We start from the raw sequence: 18,342 nt of genomic DNA, 5'->3' as shown, positions 1-18,342 counted from the left end.
GCCTAGAAACGTCCCAGGGCAACCGAGACGAGAGAAAGCAGGTGGGCACGGTGACCGCTGGCATCGAGCGCACGGTCGTGGACACCGACCGGGGCAAGGTCAGGGGAATCGCGGAGGGCGAGGCGGTCTCCTTCCGGGGGATCCCCTACGCCGCCTCGCCGGTCGGCGAACTGCGGTTCGCGCCGCCGCGGGCGCACCCGGGCTGGACGGACGTGCGGGAGGCGGCACAGGCCGGCCCGTCCGTCCCGCAGGCGGCCTCCCGGCTGGAGCGGGTGCAGGGGCGGCGCGTGCCGGACTGGAACGAGGACGGGAGCCTGACCGTCAACGTCTTCGCACCGCGCCGGGCCGCGGCGGACGGCGCGGCCCGGCCGGTCCTGCTCTGGTGGCACGGCGGCGGCTTCACCAGCGGTTCCGGCGGCTGGGACTGGTACGACGGCGGTCGCCTCGCCGCTCTGGGCGACATCGTGGTCGTCACCGCCAACTACCGGGTGGGACCGCTGGGTTACCTCTACCTGCCGGAGATCGGCGCGGCCAACCTCGGCTCCCAGGACCAGGCCGCCGTCCTGCGCTGGGTGCGGCACAACATCGCCTCGTTCGGCGGCGACCCGCGGACGATCACCGTCGGCGGGCAGTCCGCCGGGGCGTACTCGGCCCTGTCGCTCGCGCTCGATTCCGAAACGAGCGGGTCCGTCACCCGGGTGCTGCTGGAGAGCGGTCCCTTCGGCCTGAGCCCGCAGGATCCCCACCAGGCCGCCGAGCACGCCGACGCCTACCTGCGCCTGCTGGGTGTCCCGGCCGGCGCCGACCCCGCGAAGACCCTGCGCGCGCTGCCGGCCGAGCGGTTGCTGGACGCCTACGGCCGGCTCTCCGCGCAGCTCGCGGCCCCGGGCAACGCCGCCCCGCCGATGTATCCGGTCCTCGGCGCCCCCGGTATGCCCCGTACCCGGCAGCAGGCCCTCGCCGACGGCGCCTTGGAGGGCAAGCCGCTGCTGATCGGCACCACCCGCGACGAGGCGACGGCGTTCTTCGCCTTCGATCCCCGCGTCCAGAACCTCACCGCCGCCACCGCGCTGGACGCACTCACCGCCCAGGTCGGCCGGGAGGCCGCCCAGGACGCCTACCAGCGGCACGCCGCCCGGCACCCGCAGGCGACACCGGCCCGGATCTTCACCGCGGCGCAGACCGACGGACTCTTCCGCGACGGCTCACTGGAGATCGCCGACCACCATGCGGCCGGCGGCAACACCGCCTACGTCTACCAGTTCGACTACGCCCCCACCGACGACCCGTATGGCCTGGGCGCCACCCACTGCGCCGAACTGCCCTTCCTCTTCGACACCTTCGATGCCTACCCCGACAGCCCCGTACTCGCCGGGGCCGGCGATGCGCAGCGCGCGCTGGGCCGCGCGTTCGCGAGCGCTCTCGCCCGGTTCGTCGCCGCCGGAACGGTGAGTGACTGGCTGCCCTACGTCCCCGCGACCGCCGCCCGCGTCCGCCACTTCGGCGCAGAGCGGTGAACGACGGTCGCGGGCGACCCCGATGACGTCGCGGGCCGGGCCGCTGTGGCCGTCAGGCCGGGGTGACCTCGACCGGCAGCTTCTTGATGCCGTTGACGAAGTTGGAGCGGACCCGCGGGACGTCCCCGGCCAGCTTGATGTCCGCCAGGCGGGGAATCAGCTCCTCGAACATGATGCGGATCTCCGTGCGCGCCAGCAGGTTGCCCAGGCACAGGTGGGGGCTGCCCTTGCCGAACGTGATGTGGTCGTTGTTCCGCCGGGTCACGTCGAAGTCGTAGGGGTTGCCGAAGACCTCCTCGTCGCGGTTGCCGGAGGCGAACCACATGACGACCTTGTCGCCCTCCTTGATGTGCTTGCCGCCCAGTTCGACATCGCGGGTGGCGGTGCGGCGGAAGTGGTAGACGGGGGAGGCCCAGCGCAGGAACTCCTCCACCGCCGTCGGGATGAGGGAGGGGTCCTCCTGGAGGCGGGCGAGCTGCTCGGGGTGCTGGATGAGGGCCAGCATGGAGTGGGTGATGGTGTGGCGGGTGGTCTCGTTGCCGGCGACGACCAGGAGCAGGAAGTAGTTGTCGAAGTCCTGCGGGGACAGGGGGACGCCGTCGCGGGGGGTCTCGTTGACCAGCTTGGAGATCAGGTCGGTGCCGGTGCCGCCGCGTCGCTGCCGGGCCAGTTCGCGGCCGTAGGCGAAGACCTCCAGGGAGGCGGGGGAGCGGAAGGGCAGGTCGCGGTACTTCTCGCTCTCCTCGCTGTGCAGCAGGACGTCCGCGTAGTCGGGGTCGGTGTTGCCGATGATGCGGTTGCCCCAGTCGATGAGCTGCTGGTTGTCCTCCGGGGGCACGTCCAGGAGCCGGGCGAGGACGTTGATGGGGAAGTCGGCGGAGACCTCCTTGACGAAGTCGAAGGTGCCCTTGGCCAGGGCCGCGTCCAGGGTGGTCGCGGTCAGACCGCGCAGGAAGTCGGCGTAGCTGTTGATGACGCTCGCGCCGAACTGCCGCTGGAGCAGGCTGCGCAGGGCACGGTGGCGGACCCCGTCCAGCTCCAGGATGGAGGCGCGCTTCTTGATCTGGTCGTCGTCGACCTCTTCGAGGTTGACGAACCTCGTCGAGGTGAAGGTCTCCGCGTCGCGGTCGACGCGGGCGATGTCGGCGTGCCGCGTGAGGGACCAGAAACCGGAGTTGGGTGCCTCCTCGGGCTGCCAGTGGACGGGGGCCTCGTGGCGCAGGGTGTGGAACATGCGCCACGGGGTGACGCCGTCGGTGAAGTGGTCGAGGTTCGCGAGGTCGACGTCGGCCAGCGGCAGCGGCTCGCGCACGGCGTCGGTCACGGACTGGGCGGTGGTGGTCATGGGGTGTGTGCTCCTCGGTGTCCCGGGCGGGCCGGCGTCACAGGTGGTAGGCGTACTCGGTGAACTCCCAGTCGGTGACGTGCCGTTGGAAGCGCGCGACCTCGTCGCGCTTGTACGCGAGGTAGGAGGTGGTGAAGTCCTTGCCGAGTACCTCGGCCAGCGCCGTGTCCGCCTCCAGGGCGTCGAGGGCCGCGGGCAGGCCCATGGGCAGCACGGCGGACTTCGCGGTGTCGTAGCCGTAGCCCTCCAGCGGCGCGGGGGGCTCCTCGCCGGCCAGCACACCCAGCAGCGCCGCCGCGAGCGTTCCCGCGATCAGCAGGTAGGGGTTGGCGCTGGCGTCGCCGAGGCGCAGTTCGAGACGGGAGCCCGAGCCGCGCTCCGGTGGGATGCGGATCATGGCGCTGCGGTTGTCCAGGCCCCAGTCGATCAGCCAGGGCGCGAGGGTGTCGGGGCCGAAGCGCTTGTAGGAGTTGATCGTCGGGTTCGCCAGCGCGGCCAGTGCGGGGGCGTGGCCGAGGATGCCGGCCACGGCGTGGCGGGCGGTGGCGGAGAGGCCGTAGGGGGCGGACGGGTCGTCGAAGACGTTGGCGTCCCGGTCGTCCACGCAGGACAGGTGGAGGTGGAAACCTGATCCGCCGACGCCGTTGAAGGGCTTGGCCATGAAGGTGGCGAGGCGGCCCTCCCTGCGGGCCAGTTCCTTGATCGCCGCCTTGAAGCGGAAGGCGCGGTCGGCGGCGGCCATGGCGTCGCCGTGGGTCAGGTTGATCTCGAACTGCGAGCCGTCGAACTCGTGGTTGCCGCTGGTGACGCCGAGGTCCATCTGGCGCAGCAGGCGCAGGGTGCGCAGCAGGTGGTTGTCCCCGTCGGCGCGCAGCCCCGCCGTGTAGACGACGCCCGCCTCCTCGTCGTAGCGGCGCCAGCCGGCGGGGGTGCCGGGGGCGGCGTCGCAGAGGAAGTACTCCAGTTCCGGGCCGGCCACCGGGCGCAGCCCGTGCTCGTGACATCGGTCGACGACGGCGCGCAGCAGGTCGCGGGGGGACTCCGGGGCGGCCACCCCGGTGGCCGGGTCGGTGACGTCGCCCAGGCAGGTGGCCACTCCGGGCTCCCACGGCAGGGCGGTGAGGGTGCCGAGGTCGGGGCGCACGCAGATGTCGGGCAGACCGGCGTCCAGGCCCCCGGAGACCGGGACCACGTCACCCTGCGGGCTGGTGTGGTAGACGGCACGGCAGAAGGCGAGCCCGTGGTCGCAGGCGGCGGGCAGATGGTCGAGCAGGACGTCCCGGGCGCGTTCGGTGCCGATGAGGTCGGGATAGGTCACCCGGACCACGTCGATGCCCTCGGCGGCCAGCCGCTCCATGTGGTGGCGGACGGGTGAGGTGTCGGATGCGCTCACCGGTGTCTCCTCAAAGGGGAAGGGGGCGCCTCCCAGAGCTCGGAGCGCTGGGGGAGGGGAGGGGCGGCGGCCCCGGACTGCGGGGAGGGGCAGTGGCCGCCGGTTTGTTTGAGGCCAAACGGTAGGGAGGGGTGTCACCTTCCCGCAAGGGTCCTGTCGCAGAAATTTATCCATGCGGATAGCTATTGACCAGGGCCCGGCCCGTTCCTATGTTGTTTGAAGCCAAACGAGTTGGGGGTGTGGGCCATCCGCACCCCTGTGGCCGGGGCCCGGCCCGCACGGTCCGGGCCCCTCTTCCCTCTCCCCGACGCCCCCCCTCAGCACCAGGAGGACCGGCCATGAAGGTCGTCGTCGACATGAACAAGTGCCAGGACCACGGCCAGTGCGTCTTCGCGGCACCCGACGTCTTCCGCTTCGACGACGCCGGACACCTGGCCTACGTCCCCGACCCCGACGACGCGCTCCGGGACGAGGTCGAGGAGGCCGCCGACGTCTGCCCGCTCCAGGCCATCCGGATCGAGGACTGAGCCATGAGCGCGACCGTCGTCGTGGCCGGCGCGTCCATGGCCGGCCTGCGCGCGGCCGAGCAGCTGCGCGCCGCCGGCTGGGACGGGCCGATCACCCTCATCGGGGACGAACCCCACATGCCCTACAACCGGCCGCCGCTGTCCAAGGAGGTCCTGGCCGGCAAGGCCCCGTTCGAGTCGCTCGCCTTCCGGCCCCGGGCCAGCGTCGCGGACGTGCGCTGGCGGCTGGGCACCAAGGTCGTCGCGGCCGACCTGGACCGGCGTGTCGTCACACTCGACGACGGCGAGGCCCTCGCCTACCGGGGACTCGTCGTGGCCACGGGCATGCGCCCGAGGCGGCTGCGCTGCCCGGGCCCCGTCACCGGACGGCACACGGTCCGCACGCTGGCCGACGCCCAGGGACTGCGCGAGGCGCTGACCCGGCCGGGAGCGCGCGTGGTGATCGTCGGCGCGGGATTCATCGGCTGCGAGGTCGCCGCGACCGCCGTGGCCCTGGGCGCCGCCGAGGTCACCGTGGTGGACCCGCTGCCGCTGCCCATGGTCGGCCCCCTGGGCGACCAGCTCGCCAAGGCGCTGCTCGGTCGGCACGAACAGCGGGGTGTCCGCTTCGCCCTCGGCACCGGGGTCACCGGGTTCGCGGGCGACGACCGGGTCACCGGAGTCGTCCTGGCCGACGGCACGGTCCTCGCCGCGGACGTCGTGGTCGAGTGCGTCGGCTCCCTCGCCAACACCGAGTGGCTCGACGGCAACGGCCTCGACCTGACGGACGGCGTGCTCACCGACGGGCACCTGCGGGCCGGCGGACGCCCCGACGTGGTCGCCGTCGGCGACGTCGCCCGCTTCCCCAACGCCCGCTACGACGGCGTACCGCGCCGCGTCGAGCACTGGTCGATCCCCACGGACACAGCCAAGCACGCCGCCCGTGTCCTCGCCGCCCACCTCGGCGGCGGCGACGCCGGACTCCCGCCGTTCGCGCCGCTGCCGACCTTCTGGAGCGACCAGCACGACTTCCGGCTCCAGTCCTTCGGCGCCCCCGCCCTCGGCAAGGACGACGTACGCGTCCTGGACGGCGACCCGGACGGGGACGTCGTGGCCGGCTACCACACCGCGGGCCGCCTCGTCGGTGTCGTCGCCCTCGGCGGCCCGGCCGCCGCGGCAGCCGCCGCCCGCTACCGCGCCGAACTGCTCGCGCAGCCCGCCCTCACCGCGTAAGGAACCCCAAGTGACCAGCGTTCGTGGATACTTCTTCCCCAAGACGGCGACGGGTGCCTCGTCGCTGATCCCCTCCCCGCCCTGGCGCTACTCCGGCGACCTGCTCACCGTCGAGTACCGCACGGATCCCGCCCGGGTGCGTGAACTGCTCCCCGAGCCGCTCGAACTCGCCGCCGACGACCCCGGCGCGGTCGCGCTGGTCTGGGCCGACTGGCAGTCCTGCGCCGCCTCCGGAGAGGAACTGCTGGACCCGGTGCGCTCCCAGTACAAGGAGGCCTTCGCGGTCGTCCGCTGCATGTACCGGGGGCAGACCTACAGCCGCTGCGTCTACATCTGGGTGGACAAGGACTTCGCCATCGCCCGCGGACTGCACCAGGGGTACCCGAAGAAGCTCGGCTCCATCCACCAGACCCGCCCGCACCCCTACGGGCCCGCCCCCCGCATCGAGGCCGGGGCCCGCTTCGGCGCCACCCTGGCCGCCGCCGACCGGCGCCTCGCCCAGGCCGTCGTCACGCTGCGCGAGCCGTCGCAGACCAACGGCTTCGTCAACGGCCACCCGATGGCCCACCACCGCTGGCTGCCCTCCATCGAGAAGGGCAAGGGCCTCGCCCTGGACGAGCTGGTCGAGTCCGGCGCCGCTTCCTTCGAGGGCGGGCAGTCCTGGATCGGCGACGCCGACCTGGAGCTGTTCGACTCGCCCACCGAGGAACTGGCCCGGCTGGAGGTCCGCGAGCCGATCGCCGCGTACTACCGGCAGGTGGGCGTGGTCTGGGACGGCGGCCGACTGCTGGAGTCGAACACCTCCGGCGCCGAGTGATCCCGCACCGCACCCACCCCCAGGAGCCCAGCACCATGAGCGCACACCTCACCACCGTCGCCGGGGTCGCCGTCAACACCCGGCACTGGATCGGCGGTGAACGCGTCGCCTCCACCGGCACGTTCACCGACGTCTCGCCCATCGACGGCAGCACCCTGGGCGAGATCGCCCGCGGCACCGCGCGGGAGGCCGCGGCGGCCGTCTCCGCCGCCAAGGCGGCCTTCCCCGGCTGGGCCGCCACCCCGCGGGCCGAGCGCGCCCGCATCCTGCACGCCATCGCCGACGGGGTCGACAAGCGCCTCGAAGACCTGGCCATCGTCGAGACGTGCGACAACGGCGCCCTCCTGCGCTCCCACCGGCGCGGTGTGATGCCCCGGGTCGCCCACAACTTCCGCTTCTTCGCCGACTGGCTGCTGCGACTGGACCACGAGGACTTCCAGACGCGCGGGCACACCAACCACGTCAGCTGGGACCCGGCCGGCCCGTGCGTCCTGATCACCCCGTGGAACGCGCCGCTGATGCTGGCGACGTGGAAGGTCGCCCCGGCGCTCGCGGCCGGCGACACCGTCGTCCTCAAGCCCGCCGAGTGGTCCCCGCTGACGGCCTCCCTCCTCGCGGACATCGCGGCCGAGGCCGGACTCCCGGCCGGCGTCCTCAACGTCGTCCAGGGCTACGGCTCCGAGATCGGCGACGCGCTCACCTCGCACCCGGACGTACGGCGCATCAGCTTCACCGGCTCGGTCCCGACCGCCCAGCGCATCGCCGCCTCGGCCGCCGCCAACCTGACGCCCCTCAGCCTCGAACTCGGCGGCAAGTCCCCGCTGCTGGTCTTCGCCGACGCCGATCTCGACCTCGCCGTCGACCTCGCGGTGGAGCAGTACGACAACGCCGGCCAGGTCTGCCTCGCCGCCACCCGTATCCTGGTCGAGGACGCCGTCGCCGAGGAGTTCACCGCCCGCTTCGCCGAGAAGGCGGCCCGGCTCAAGCAGGGCGACCCGCGCGACGAGGCCACCGACATCGGCCCCAACATCCACCCCCGCCAGGTCGAGAAGATCGACGGCTTCGTGCGGCGCGCCCTCGCGGCGGGCGCCCGCGCGGTCGTCGGCGGCCACCGCGGGGACGGGCTGTACTACGCGCCGACCCTGCTCACGGACGTGGCGCAGGACGCGGAGATCGTCCAGGAGGAGGTCTTCGGCCCCGTCCTGACGTTGCAGACGTTCACCACCGAGGAGGAGGCGGTCCGCCTCGCCAACGACACCCGGTTCGGCCTCGCCGCCACCGTGGCCACCGGCGACCGCGAGCGCGCCGAGCGCGTCACCGCGCACCTGGTCGCGGGCACCGTCTGGGTCAACTGCTTCTTCGTCCGCGACCTCCAGGCCCCCTTCGGCGGCTCCCGCCAGTCCGGCGTCGGCCGTGAGGGCGGCACCTGGAGCTTCGACTTCTACTGCGACGTGAAGAACACCGTCACCGCGCCGAAGGGATTCAAGGACCATGGGTGAGATCGTCGGGGCGGGACTGCTCGCCCACGTCCCCACCATCGTGCTCCCGAGGGAGACCCGGCTGGAGCTGAACGAGGGCAAGGAGATCACCCTCGTCACCGGCCTGGAGCAGCTCCGCGAGGACGTCTTCGAGCGCGACGACTACGACACCGTCGTCGTCCTCGACTCGCACTGGGCCACCACCGTCGAGTTCGTCGTCACCGCGCAGGGCCGCCGCGCCGGGCTGTTCACCTCCGAGGAGCTGCCGCGGGGCATGTGCCGGATGCCGTACGACTTCCCCGGCGACCCCGAACTGGCCCGCAACATCGCCTCGTTCGCCGACCGGCACGGCACGTGGATCACCGCGATCGACGACGAGTACCTGCCGGTCTACTACGCCACGATCAACCTGTGGAAGTTCCTCGGCGAGGGCCTGCCGGACAAGCGGTGGGTGACCATCGGCGTCTGCCAGACCGGCGACATGGAGGACCACCTGCGCCTGGGCCGCGCCCTGGCCGACGGCATCGCCGCGACGCCGGGCCGCCGGGTGCTGCTGATCGCCTCCGGCGCGCTCTCCCACACCTTCTGGCCGCTGCGCGAGCTGCGCGACCACGAGTCCAGCGACCCGGCGCACATCTTCACCCCCGAGGCACGCGAGGCCGACTGCGAGCGCATCGCCTGGTTCAAGGAGGGCCGCCACGACAAGGTCCTCGACACCATGGACGAGTTCTGGAAGTACCGGCCCGAGGCCAGGTTCTTCCACTACCTGATGATGGCCGGCGCCCTCGGCGAGCAGGCGTGCGTCGCCCGGGCCCGCCAGTACGGCGAGTACGAGAACTCGATCGGCACCGGCCAGGTCCACCTCTGGTTTGACCGCCCGGCCGACGGCTGGACCGGCACCGGCCTGCCCGCCCCGCGCACCCCTCACAGCCGTATCTAGCCGACGTACGTCATCCAGGAGCACCGACATGCCCGAATACCGCCGCATCCTCCTCGACGGCGCCGCCGTGGAAACCGTCCGGGACGGTGACGAACTGGTCGCCGGGGACGGCCGCCGCGTCAAGGCCGACGAGGCGCGGCACCTCCCTCCGGTTGTTCCCTCCAAGGTGATCGCCGTCCACCTCAACCACCGCAGCCGCGTGGAGGAGTTCGGAATCGGCCTGCCCGGCACCCCGACCTACTTCCACAAGCCGACCTCGGCCCTCAACTCCCACCAGGGCGCCATCGTCCGGCCCGAGGGCTGCAAGTGGCTCAACTACGAGGGCGAGGTCGCCATCGTCATCGGCAGGCCGGCGCGCAACATCGCCCCGGCCGAGGCGGGGCGGTACATCGCCGGATACACCGTCGCCAACGACTACGGCCTGCACGACTTCCGCGACACCGACGCCGGCTCCATGCTCCGGGTCAAGGGCTCCGACACCCTCTGCCCGCTCGGCCCCGGCCTGGTCACCGACTGGGACTTCCGCGGCAAGCGGCTGCGCACCTACGTCAACGGCGAGGTCGTCCAGGACGGCTCCACCGACGAGATGACCTGGGACATGCACTACCTCGTCGCCGACATCGCCCGCACCATCACCCTGTACCCCGGCGACGTCCTGCTGTCCGGCACCCCCGCCAACTCCCGGCCGGTGCAGCCCGGCGACGTCGTGGAGGTGGAGGTCGAGGGCCTCGGCCGGCTCACCAACCACATCGTCACCGGCCCCACCGCGATCCGCACCGACGTGGGGGCCCAGCCCACCGAGTCCGAGGAGGTGCTGTCCACCGCGCTCGGCGGCGACTGGGAGTTCCGTGGCATCAGGCCGCCCAGGCGTTGACCGGACCGCCGCCGGTAGGGTCGGCGCCATGACCGACTCCGTCGAGCCCGCCGGCGAGCGCCGTCCCCGCAAGCGCGTCAACCACTACGGGACGGGCCGGGCCGCCCTGCTGGACGCCGCCGTCCGCGTGGTGGCCCGCGGCGGGCTGCGCAAGCTCACGTACCGGGCGGTCGCGGAGGAGGCCGGGGTCACCCACGGCCTGGTCGTGCACCACTTCGGCTCGCGTGACGCGCTCATCGAGGAGGCCGTCACCCACGCCGTCCGTACCTCGCTGACCAGCAGCACGCTCGACATCGGCACCGGTGACCCGGACGACTTCGCCGGCGGGCTCACGGACATGGTGGACAGCGGTCCGGAGCTCCAGGCGTTCCAGTACGAGCTGCTCCTCGAAGCCCGGCGCAGGCCGGAGCTGCTGCCGCACCTGCGCAGCCTGTACGAGGAGTACTTCGAGGCCACCCGGCGGGAGCTGTCCCGCATGCTCCCCGCCCCGGTGAGCCGCGGCACCTCCCGGCTCGTCTTCGCGGCCCTGGAGGGCCTGGTCCTGCACCAGCTCGTCTTCGGCGAGCGCGAGGTCACCGAAGAGGCGCTCGCCGAGCTCAGGACCCTGCTGCGCGGACTGGCCGAGGGGCCGGCCGGGAGCTGACCGGTTCCTCGTCGGATCGTTCGCGCAGCCGGCGGGCGGTGGGGCCGCCCCGTGTCACGCCGAGGTGAGAATGCGCTCTCCCGGGGATTCCCTGCGCCCAACCCCTTGTCAAACGGATAGTTCCGCCCCACGATGAGGCAACTCGTTTGGCCTGAAACGATCCTCCCCTTCTCTGGCAGGTGATCCGAGTGGACAGTCAGACGGCCTCCGCCGAGCGGACCGTACGGGACGCCCCCACTAAAGCCACGCTCAAACCCAACGCCCTGGGTGTCCTGGGCATCCTCTTCTTCGTCCTGTCCGGTCAGGCCCCGCTCACCGGAATCGCCGGCGCGGCCCCGATCTCCGTCGCCCTCGGCAACGGATCGGGGACCCCGGCGGCCTACCTGCTGGCCGGAGCCGTCATCCTGCTCTTCTCCGTCGGCTTCGTCGCCATGGGGCGGCACGTCGTGGACGCCGGCGCCTTCTACACGTACATCGGCACCGGCCTGGGCCGGACCGCCGGGGCGGGCAGCGCGAGCGTCGCCCTCTTCGCGTATTGCGTCATCCAGGCGGCGATGTACGGCCTGTACGGCTCGATCGTCAGCGGGCTCGTGGCCGACCACACCCCGCTCCACGTGCCCTGGTGGGTGTGCACGCTGCTCACCATGGCCGTGGTCCAGGCCCTGGGCTCCGCGGGGATCGAGATGGGGGCCCGGGTCCTGGCCGTCTTCGTACTCGCCGAGTTCAGCATCCTGCTGGTCTTCGGCCTGGTCACCCTGGTCAAGGGAGGCGGCCCCGAGGGCCTGGGCGTGGCCGACAGCTTCTCCCCGGCGGCGGCCCTCCAGGGCGCGCCCGGCGTCGCCGTGATGTTCGCCGTGGCGTCGATGTTCGGCTTCGAGGCCACCGCGATCTACGGCGAGGAGGCCAAGGAGCCGAAGAAGACGGTGCCGCGGGCCACCTATCTGTCGGTGATCGTGGTGACCGCGTTCTTCGCCCTCACCTCCTGGATGCTGATCTCGGCCTACGGCGCGTCCAAGGCGCCCGCAGCCGCGAGCACGGCACTGGCGAGCGGCGACTCCGCGGGATTCGTCTTCGCACCCATAGCGGGACAGTTCGGCGGCTGGATCAACGACGTCCTGCCGATCCTCCTGGCCACCTCCCTGTTCGCCGGCATCCTGACCTTCCACAACTCCGCCAACCGCTACCTGTTCTCCCTCGGCCGCGACCGCCAGCTGCCCGTCTCCCTGTGCCGGCTCAACAGCCGCCTCGCCCCGTGGACCGCGGGCTGCGTGCAGACCGTGATCGCCGTCCTCCTCGTCGTGCCGTTCGCACTGGCCGGCAAGGATCCGGTGCTCACCCTCTTCTCCTGGTTCAGCGGACTCGCCGTCCTCGCCATGATGCTGCTCTACCTGCTGACCTCGGTGTCCGTGGTGGTGTTCTTCCGCCGCCGACGGGTCGACGGCCGGATGTGGAACACGCTGATCGCACCCGTCCTCGGCGCGCTCGGCCTCGCGGGCGCGATCTGGCTCATCCTGGCCAACTTCACCACCCTCATCGGCGGCGAGGCGAGCACGGCGTTCTGGCTCGTGCTGTCCGTGCCCGCCGTGCTGGCGCTCGGCGTGGCCAACGAACGCCTCAGGCGCCGGCGCACCGCCCCCGACGCCCGCTGACACCGTGTGGCCGCCCGTCCGGCACACGCCCGCGGCGGGCGGCCATCCGCCCTTCCCACCGCTGACCACCCGGTCTGGAGGACCGCATGACCGTTGCCACCCACGACGAGTGGCTCCGCCGGGCGAAGACGCTCGACCTGCCCCGCACCCATCTCATCGACGGCACCGAGGAAGCCGGGGGCGGCAGCACGTTCACCGTGATCTCGCCGCGTGACGGACAACCACTGGCGGAAGTCGCCGACGGCGGCGCCGCCGAGGTCGACGCCGCCGTGGCCGCCGCCCGCCGCGCCTTCGACCACGGCCCCTGGCCGCGGCTCGCCCCCGCCGACCGCGGCCGGATCCTGCTGCGCGTCGCCGATCTCCTCGAAGCACACCGGTCCGAGCTGGCGCTCACCGTCAGCCTGGAGATGGGCAAGCCCATCACCGACGCGCACGACATCGAACTGCGGGCCGTGATCAACACCTTCCGCTGGTACGGCCAGCTCGCCGACAAGCTCACCGACGAGTCACCGCACACCGCTCCCGACGCCCTCGCCCTGGTCACCCGGGAGCCGGCCGGCGTCGTCGGCGCGGTCGTGCCCTGGAACTTCCCCCTCACGCTCGCGGGCTGGAAGGTCGCCCCCGCCCTGGCCGCCGGCTGCACGGTCGTCCTCAAGCCCTCGGAGAACTCGCCCCTGTCGGCCCTGCTGCTCGGCCGGCTCGCCCGGGAGGCCGGCCTGCCCCCGGGCGTGCTCAACGTCGTGGCCGGCGACGGCCCGGTCGCCGGCCGCGCCCTCGGCCTCCACCCCGACGTCGACGTCCTGGCCTTCACCGGCTCCACCGCCGTCGGCCGCCACTTCCTGCGCTACTCCGCCGACTCCAACCTCAAGCGCGTCTGGCTGGAGCTGGGCGGCAAGTCCCCCAACATCGTCCTGCCCGACGCCCCCGACCTCGACAAGGCCGCGGCCACCGCCGCCTGGGGCATCTTCTTCAACCAGGGGGAGATGTGCACCGCGCCCTCCCGGCTGCTGGTCCACTCCTCCATCGCCGAGGACGTCACCGAAGCCGTCGTACGACGCGCCCGTGAGCTGCGTGTCGGCGACCCCCTCGACCCGGACACCGAGATGGGTGCCCTGGTCGGCGAGCAGCACCTCGCCCGCGTGCTCGGCCACATCGACGCCGCGCGGCGTGACGGCGCCCGCCTGCGCACCGGCGGCACCCGGATCCTCACCGAGACCGGCGGTGTCCACCTCGAACCGACCGTCTTCGACCAGGTCGCACCGGGCAGCCGGCTGGCGCGCGAGGAGGTCTTCGGGCCCGTGCTCTCCGTCCTCGCCTTCGACGACGTCGACCAGGCCGTCAGCCTCGCCAACGCCACCGAGTACGGCCTCGCCGCCGGCCTGTGGACCTCCGACCTGTCCACCGCCCACCGGGTCTCCCGCGCCCTCAAGGCCGGCACCGTCTGGGTCAACTGCTACGAGGAGGGCGACCTCACCGTGCCCTTCGGCGGCATGAAGCAGTCCGGCAACGGACGGGACAAGTCCGCCCACGCCCTGGAGAAGTACACCGAACTGAAGACCACCTGGATCCAGCTGTGACCCACCGCCCGCTGATCGCCGTACCCGCCCGCTTCTCCGCCACCACCTCGGCGCTGCGCTACGCCGCCGAGGTCAACGCGCGCGCCCTGGTCGAGGCCGTGTGGCGGGCCGGCGGCGAGCCCGTCACCCTGCACCCGCACGCCCCCGGCGGCACGGCCGACCCCGCCGAGGTCGCCGCCCGCCTCGCCCGCTTCGACGGCCTGCTGCTCCCGGGCGGGGGCGACATCGCCCCCCACCGCTACGGAGCGGCCGACGCGCACGAGGCCGTCTACGACGTCGACGACGAGCAGGACGCCTTCGACCTGGAACTCGCCCGTCAGGCGCTCGCGCACGGCACGCCGATCCTGGCCGTCTGCCGCGGCCTGCAAGTGGTCAACACGGTTCTGGGCGGAACACTCCACCAGGACATGGGCGGCCCCGGGCGAGACCACCGGCACGTGCGCCACCCCGTCTCCCTCGCCCCCGGCTCGGCCCTGGCCCGGGCCACCGGCGTCGACAAGGCGGAGGCGTCCTGCTACCACCACCAGCACGTGGACCGGCTGGGGGAGGGGCTGACGGTCGCCGCCCGCGCCGCCGACGGGACCGTCGAGGCCGTCGAACTCGCAGGCGGAGCCCCGCTGTTGGCCGTGCAGTGGCATCCCGAGGACACCGCGCACGAGGACCCGGTGCAGCAGCGTCTCTTCGACGCGCTGGTGCGCGCCGCCCGCGCGACGGTCTGACGACGGCCGGCAGGGGCCGGGTGCCGGGGCCGGCACACCGCCGGCCCCGGGTCAGCCCTTGGGGCGCCGTCCGCTGCGGCGCGGCGACGGGCCCGCACCGTTCAGGAGCGACCTGCGGCGGTCCTCGCCCTCCTCCTCGATCTGGAGGACGACACGCCGCAGCCCGTCGGCGAGACCGCGGCACTCCGCGTCGCTCAGCCGGGCGGTGACGAAGGCCTCCTCCTCGTTGAACGCGGGGAACACCCGGCGCATGAAGTCCTCGCCCTCCTCCGTGAGGGCCAGCAGGACGAGCCGCCCGTCGGTGGGGTGACCGGAGCGCCGCAGCAGCCCACGCGACTCCAGCGTGCGGGAGACACCGGTCAGCGTGCCCTTGGAGATGCCCGCCTCCTCGGCCACGTGCCGGGTCTCGGACTCGCCCCACACCCACACCACCCACAGCACCACGAAGGCGGTCCAGGTCAGGTCCGAGCCGCGCAGCACGGAGTTCTCCAGGTGCTGGCGCACGGCGGACGCGGCCCGGTGGATGTTGGCCACCGCGGCCATCTGGTCACGGCGCAGGGGGATGTCGCCGAGCTTCTCCGCGGCGAGTTTCTCCGCCTCGCTGATGGACCGCTGGCTGGGCACCGTGGCTCCCTCACGTCGTCCCTGGATCGCGCGCCCCGCGGGCCGGCGATCGTTCGGTACCAAATTGTACGGGGGAGATCCACACGTGGGTCACCCCGGACGCCTGGCGGTCACCGCACGATGCGCCACCGGTTGTCGGCCGTGCCGTCGTCGGGTGCCTGGATCGCGAAGGCGCCGACGGCGCTGGACCCGTTCTCGACGGCGAGCAGTTTCCCGCTGTGCGCGTTGCGGATCACGAAGGTGCCGTCACCCTGGTCGAGCAGGGTCCACCGGTGGTCGGCGGTGCCGTTGTCCGACCATTGCAGGACCATGGCGCCGTCGGCCGTGGACATGTTCAGCACGCCGAGCACCTTGCCGCTGTGGACGTTGCGGAAGCGGAAGGCGTCGCCGTCGGGGACCATCTCCCAGTCGTGGTCGGCCGTTCCGCTGTCGCTCCACAGCAGGGCGCGGCCACCGTCGGCGGTGGACATGTCCTGGATGCCCAGCACCAGACCGCTGGCCGCGTTGGCGAGGCGGACGGAGCGCGGGCCGCCGGTGTTCCAGTAGACGGTGTAGTTGTGGCCGTGCGCGTCGTGGAAGGGTCCGAGGCCGACGGCGCTGCCGTTCGCCGTGGCGGTGAAGGCGAGCGCGGTGGAACTGGTCCGCCTGATCGAGGAGGTGTCGAGGGCGGGCAGGGAACCGAGGGCGGTGGTGCCGTAGTTGCCGGCGAGGACGACCGGGCCGTAGGTGACCGCGGAGACGTTCGGGTTGTCGTTGGCCGGCCGCAGCGCGGTGCGCATGGGCAGGCGTACGGTGACGGTGTCGCCGGAGGCCCAGGCCCGGTCCAGGGTCGCGTAACTCCCGGTGGCCGCGGGGATGTTCTGCACGACGCCGTTGACGCTGACGCTCGCCCCGGTCGTCCAGCCGGGGATGCGGACGCGCATCGCCCAGGTGCCCCCCACGTCACCGGTGACGCGCAGGGTCGTGGTGTCGCTCGCCGGGTACGAGGTGGTCTGGGTGACGATGATGCCGCGCTGGGTCCATGTGAGCACCGACGGCACGAACATGTTGACGGTGAGCGTGGTGCCGGAGTGGAAGTAGACGGAGTCCATGAGCCGGGTGTGGATCTCCACGCCCGTGCCCTGGCAGCACCAGAAGGTGGTGTAGTCGGTGCTCCAGGTGCCACCGCCCCACGCCGGGCCGACACCGCGCCGGCCTCCGGGCCTGAGCGGGGTGAAGTAGGTGATGTGCCCGTGGGGGTCGGCCGGGTTCTGGTTGCCGATGATGTGGTTGAGCCAGGCCTGCTCGTAGTAGTCGAACAGTGCGACCCGGTCCGGCGTCAGCGTGAACAGCTCCCTGGTGAGGGTGAGCATGTTGACGCTGTTGCAGCTCTCGCAGGTGTCGTCGGCCAGATAGGCGGCGATGGCGTTCGGGGCGCGGAAGTGCTCGGCCTGGCTGTTGCCGCCGATGGCGTAGGTGTGGGAGCCGACGCAGTGGTTCCAGGCGTTGGTGGCGATGTCGCGGTACCGGGTGATGCCGGTCGCCTTGTACGCGCGGACCGCCCCGATCCACTTCGGCACCTGGGTGTTGGCGTGCAGCCCGGCCAGCGCGTCCTGGTTCGCCGCCAGCGGGTCGAACACCGCGGCGTGGTCGAAGCGCTGGGCCGCGGTGAGCCACCGGGTGTCACCGGTCTGCTGGTAGAGGTCGGCCAGGACCGCGTTCATGCCGCCGAACTCGGTGCCCAGCACGGCCTGCATCTGCGCGGTGGTCAGCCGGCCGGTGCGCGCGTCGACCCAGCCCGCGAGGGCCAGCAGCACATCGCGGGCCTGGGTGCTGCCGAGGTGCCGCCACACGTCCAGCAGACCGGACATGGTCTTGTGGACGGTGTAGTACGGCACGTTGCCGTTCCGCAGGGTGCCGGCCTCCAGCGCCGTGAAGTCGGACTCGGGGTAGCCGGACAGGTAGCCCGCACCGAAGCCCGCGGCACCGTTGTTGGCCTGGCACTTGGCCAGTTCCGCCACCATGTACAGGGCCTTGTCCCGGGCCACCGTGTCACCCGTCACCGCGTACAACTGCGCCCAGGCGGTGAGGAAGTGGCCCTGGACGTGGCTGCGGAACGGGAAGGTGGGAGCGTCCCAGCCGCCCGTCGCGCTCGCGCCGCCCGTGGACAGGCGGTGGTTGGCACGGAAGTTGTACAGCAGCCGGTCGACGTCGACGAATCGGAGGTAGGCGGCGGCCCGGTCCTGGTTGTCCAGCCACCGGCTCGCGGTCAGCCTGACCTGGCCGAAGTCGAAGGGCAGCGCCTTGGTCCCGATGTCGGTGCGGGCCGGGGGGAGCGTCGCCGCCCTCGACGCGGTGCTGCCGAGCAGGGGGCCGGCTGCCGAGCCGGCGACCGCGGTTCCGGCGAGCTGGATGAGCCGCCTTCTGCTGAACTCGGGCATTCTCGAACGTCTCCTTGCGTGGGGGAGTCGAGCGCATGGGGCCGTGCTGACGCCGCCCGGCCGAGGTTCAGGCCGGGGGGCTGCTGCGAAGGGCCACGGGATCGGTGAGCGACCGCATGGGTTCGTGATTTCGAACACTGTTCGCTGGATCGTCGAGACCATAGTGGGGCGATTGACGGGCCGTCAACGGCCACGACATCTTCCGTCCCGGTTCGCTCGCCGCCGGCGGCGCCCGCGCGGAACACGGCCCGCCGGTCGCGGTGATCGTAGGGAGATCCACCGAAGCTCACGCAGGACTCCTTGGCATCGAATGACGCGCATGCTGAGACTGGCAGCCGGCCCGGGCAGCGCCTCCTGTACAGGCGCCGACGGCCAAACCTCACCCTTGCGTACGGGAGTTCACATGCATCTGTGTAAGCGCACCCTGGCCTTCACCTTCGTGGCCACCATGGCCATCACTGCCCTCGGCCCGCAGGCCATGGCCGCCCCCATGCCCTGGGAGACCGGCAAGACCCCCACGGCCGTCCGCCACGGCATCTCCCCGGCCCACGAGAGCGGCACGGTCGCCGTGCGGTGCGCGCCTCCCTGTTACCAGTAGGGCGTGGGG

At 72.3% G+C, this 18,342-nt stretch carries 16 protein-coding genes; 12 read left to right on the top strand and 4 right to left on the bottom strand.

Features of this window, described 5'->3' with window-relative positions; genetic code table 11:
* Positions 1–50 precede the first annotated feature (50 nt).
* Positions 51–1,517, top strand: coding sequence for a carboxylesterase family protein (locus tag AQJ11_RS14045; protein ID WP_059263462.1), 1,467 nt, complete (start codon positions 51–53; stop codon positions 1,515–1,517).
* A 52-nt stretch (positions 1,518–1,569) separates the two neighbouring features.
* Here the strand turns inward: AQJ11_RS14045 and AQJ11_RS14040 are convergent, their stop codons facing one another.
* Positions 1,570–2,862 (bottom strand): cytochrome P450, encoded by a 1,293-nt coding sequence (locus AQJ11_RS14040; RefSeq protein WP_014670405.1) that lies wholly within the window; start codon positions 2,860–2,862, stop codon positions 1,570–1,572.
* 37 nt (positions 2,863–2,899) lie between these two features.
* Positions 2,900–4,255: a glutamine synthetase family protein gene (locus AQJ11_RS14035; RefSeq protein WP_059263258.1), complete on the bottom strand. Its 1,356-nt coding sequence runs from the start codon at positions 4,253–4,255 to the stop codon at positions 2,900–2,902.
* 338 nt (positions 4,256–4,593) lie between these two features.
* Here AQJ11_RS14035 and AQJ11_RS14030 point away from each other — a divergent pair, with 338 nt between their 5' ends.
* The 10 genes from AQJ11_RS14030 (at position 4,594) to AQJ11_RS13985 (ending at position 14,691) form a co-directional block, all read left to right on the top strand.
* A complete protein-coding gene (locus AQJ11_RS14030) occupies positions 4,594–4,782 on the top strand; it encodes a ferredoxin (protein ID WP_014670403.1) in 189 nt (62 codons plus the stop codon).
* A 3-nt stretch (positions 4,783–4,785) separates the two neighbouring features.
* Positions 4,786–5,994, top strand: coding sequence for an NAD(P)/FAD-dependent oxidoreductase (locus AQJ11_RS14025; protein ID WP_058079060.1), 1,209 nt, complete (start codon positions 4,786–4,788; stop codon positions 5,992–5,994).
* 10 nt (positions 5,995–6,004) lie between these two features.
* Positions 6,005–6,811: an acetoacetate decarboxylase family protein gene (locus AQJ11_RS14020; RefSeq protein WP_058079059.1), complete on the top strand. Its 807-nt coding sequence runs from the start codon at positions 6,005–6,007 to the stop codon at positions 6,809–6,811.
* A gap of 35 nt (positions 6,812–6,846) precedes the next feature.
* Positions 6,847–8,310 (top strand): aldehyde dehydrogenase, encoded by a 1,464-nt coding sequence (locus AQJ11_RS14015; protein ID WP_059263257.1) that lies wholly within the window; start codon positions 6,847–6,849, stop codon positions 8,308–8,310.
* Positions 8,303–9,229, top strand: a complete 927-nt coding sequence (locus tag AQJ11_RS14010) for a 3,4-dihydroxyphenylacetate 2,3-dioxygenase (protein WP_014670399.1) — start codon at positions 8,303–8,305, stop codon at positions 9,227–9,229. The genes AQJ11_RS14015 and AQJ11_RS14010 overlap by 8 nt, the downstream gene beginning before the upstream one ends.
* Positions 9,230–9,257: 28 nt before the next feature.
* Positions 9,258–10,103, top strand: a complete 846-nt coding sequence (locus AQJ11_RS14005) for a fumarylacetoacetate hydrolase family protein (protein WP_059263256.1) — start codon at positions 9,258–9,260, stop codon at positions 10,101–10,103.
* 28 nt (positions 10,104–10,131) lie between these two features.
* On the top strand, positions 10,132–10,746 hold the full coding sequence (locus AQJ11_RS14000; RefSeq protein ID WP_014670397.1) for a TetR/AcrR family transcriptional regulator: 615 nt from the start codon (positions 10,132–10,134) through the stop codon (positions 10,744–10,746).
* 188 nt (positions 10,747–10,934) lie between these two features.
* Entirely contained in the window at positions 10,935–12,395 is a 1,461-nt protein-coding gene (locus tag AQJ11_RS13995) for an APC family permease (RefSeq protein WP_059263255.1), read from the top strand.
* Positions 12,396–12,481: 86 nt separating this feature from the next.
* Positions 12,482–13,972 carry an aldehyde dehydrogenase gene (locus AQJ11_RS13990; protein WP_058079056.1) on the top strand — a complete coding sequence of 497 codons (1,491 nt, stop codon included), beginning with the start codon at positions 12,482–12,484 and terminating at the stop codon, positions 13,970–13,972.
* Positions 13,969–14,691, top strand: coding sequence for a gamma-glutamyl-gamma-aminobutyrate hydrolase family protein (locus tag AQJ11_RS13985; RefSeq protein ID WP_014670394.1), 723 nt, complete (start codon positions 13,969–13,971; stop codon positions 14,689–14,691). The genes AQJ11_RS13990 and AQJ11_RS13985 overlap by 4 nt, the downstream gene beginning before the upstream one ends.
* A 51-nt stretch (positions 14,692–14,742) precedes the next feature.
* Here the strand turns inward: AQJ11_RS13985 and AQJ11_RS13980 are convergent, their stop codons facing one another.
* Both AQJ11_RS13980 and AQJ11_RS13975 read right to left on the bottom strand, forming a co-directional pair.
* Positions 14,743–15,315 (bottom strand): MarR family winged helix-turn-helix transcriptional regulator, encoded by a 573-nt coding sequence (locus AQJ11_RS13980; protein ID WP_014670393.1) that lies wholly within the window; start codon positions 15,313–15,315, stop codon positions 14,743–14,745.
* A 110-nt stretch (positions 15,316–15,425) separates the two neighbouring features.
* Positions 15,426–17,735, bottom strand: a complete 2,310-nt coding sequence (locus AQJ11_RS13975) for a beta-L-arabinofuranosidase domain-containing protein (RefSeq protein ID WP_059263254.1) — start codon at positions 17,733–17,735, stop codon at positions 15,426–15,428.
* 403 nt (positions 17,736–18,138) lie between these two features.
* Between AQJ11_RS13975 and AQJ11_RS13970 the strand changes: the two genes are divergently transcribed.
* Complete coding sequence (locus AQJ11_RS13970; protein ID WP_059263253.1) at positions 18,139–18,333, top strand: hypothetical protein; 195 nt, start codon at positions 18,139–18,141, stop codon at positions 18,331–18,333.
* Positions 18,334–18,342: the final 9 nt, after the last annotated feature.

The organism is Streptomyces corchorusii, from assembly GCF_001514055.1.
Classification (GTDB): domain Bacteria; phylum Actinomycetota; class Actinomycetes; order Streptomycetales; family Streptomycetaceae; genus Streptomyces; species Streptomyces olivaceoviridis.
The sequence above is the reverse complement of the archived record's forward strand: the minus strand, read 5'-3'. Positions and strand labels throughout refer to the sequence as shown.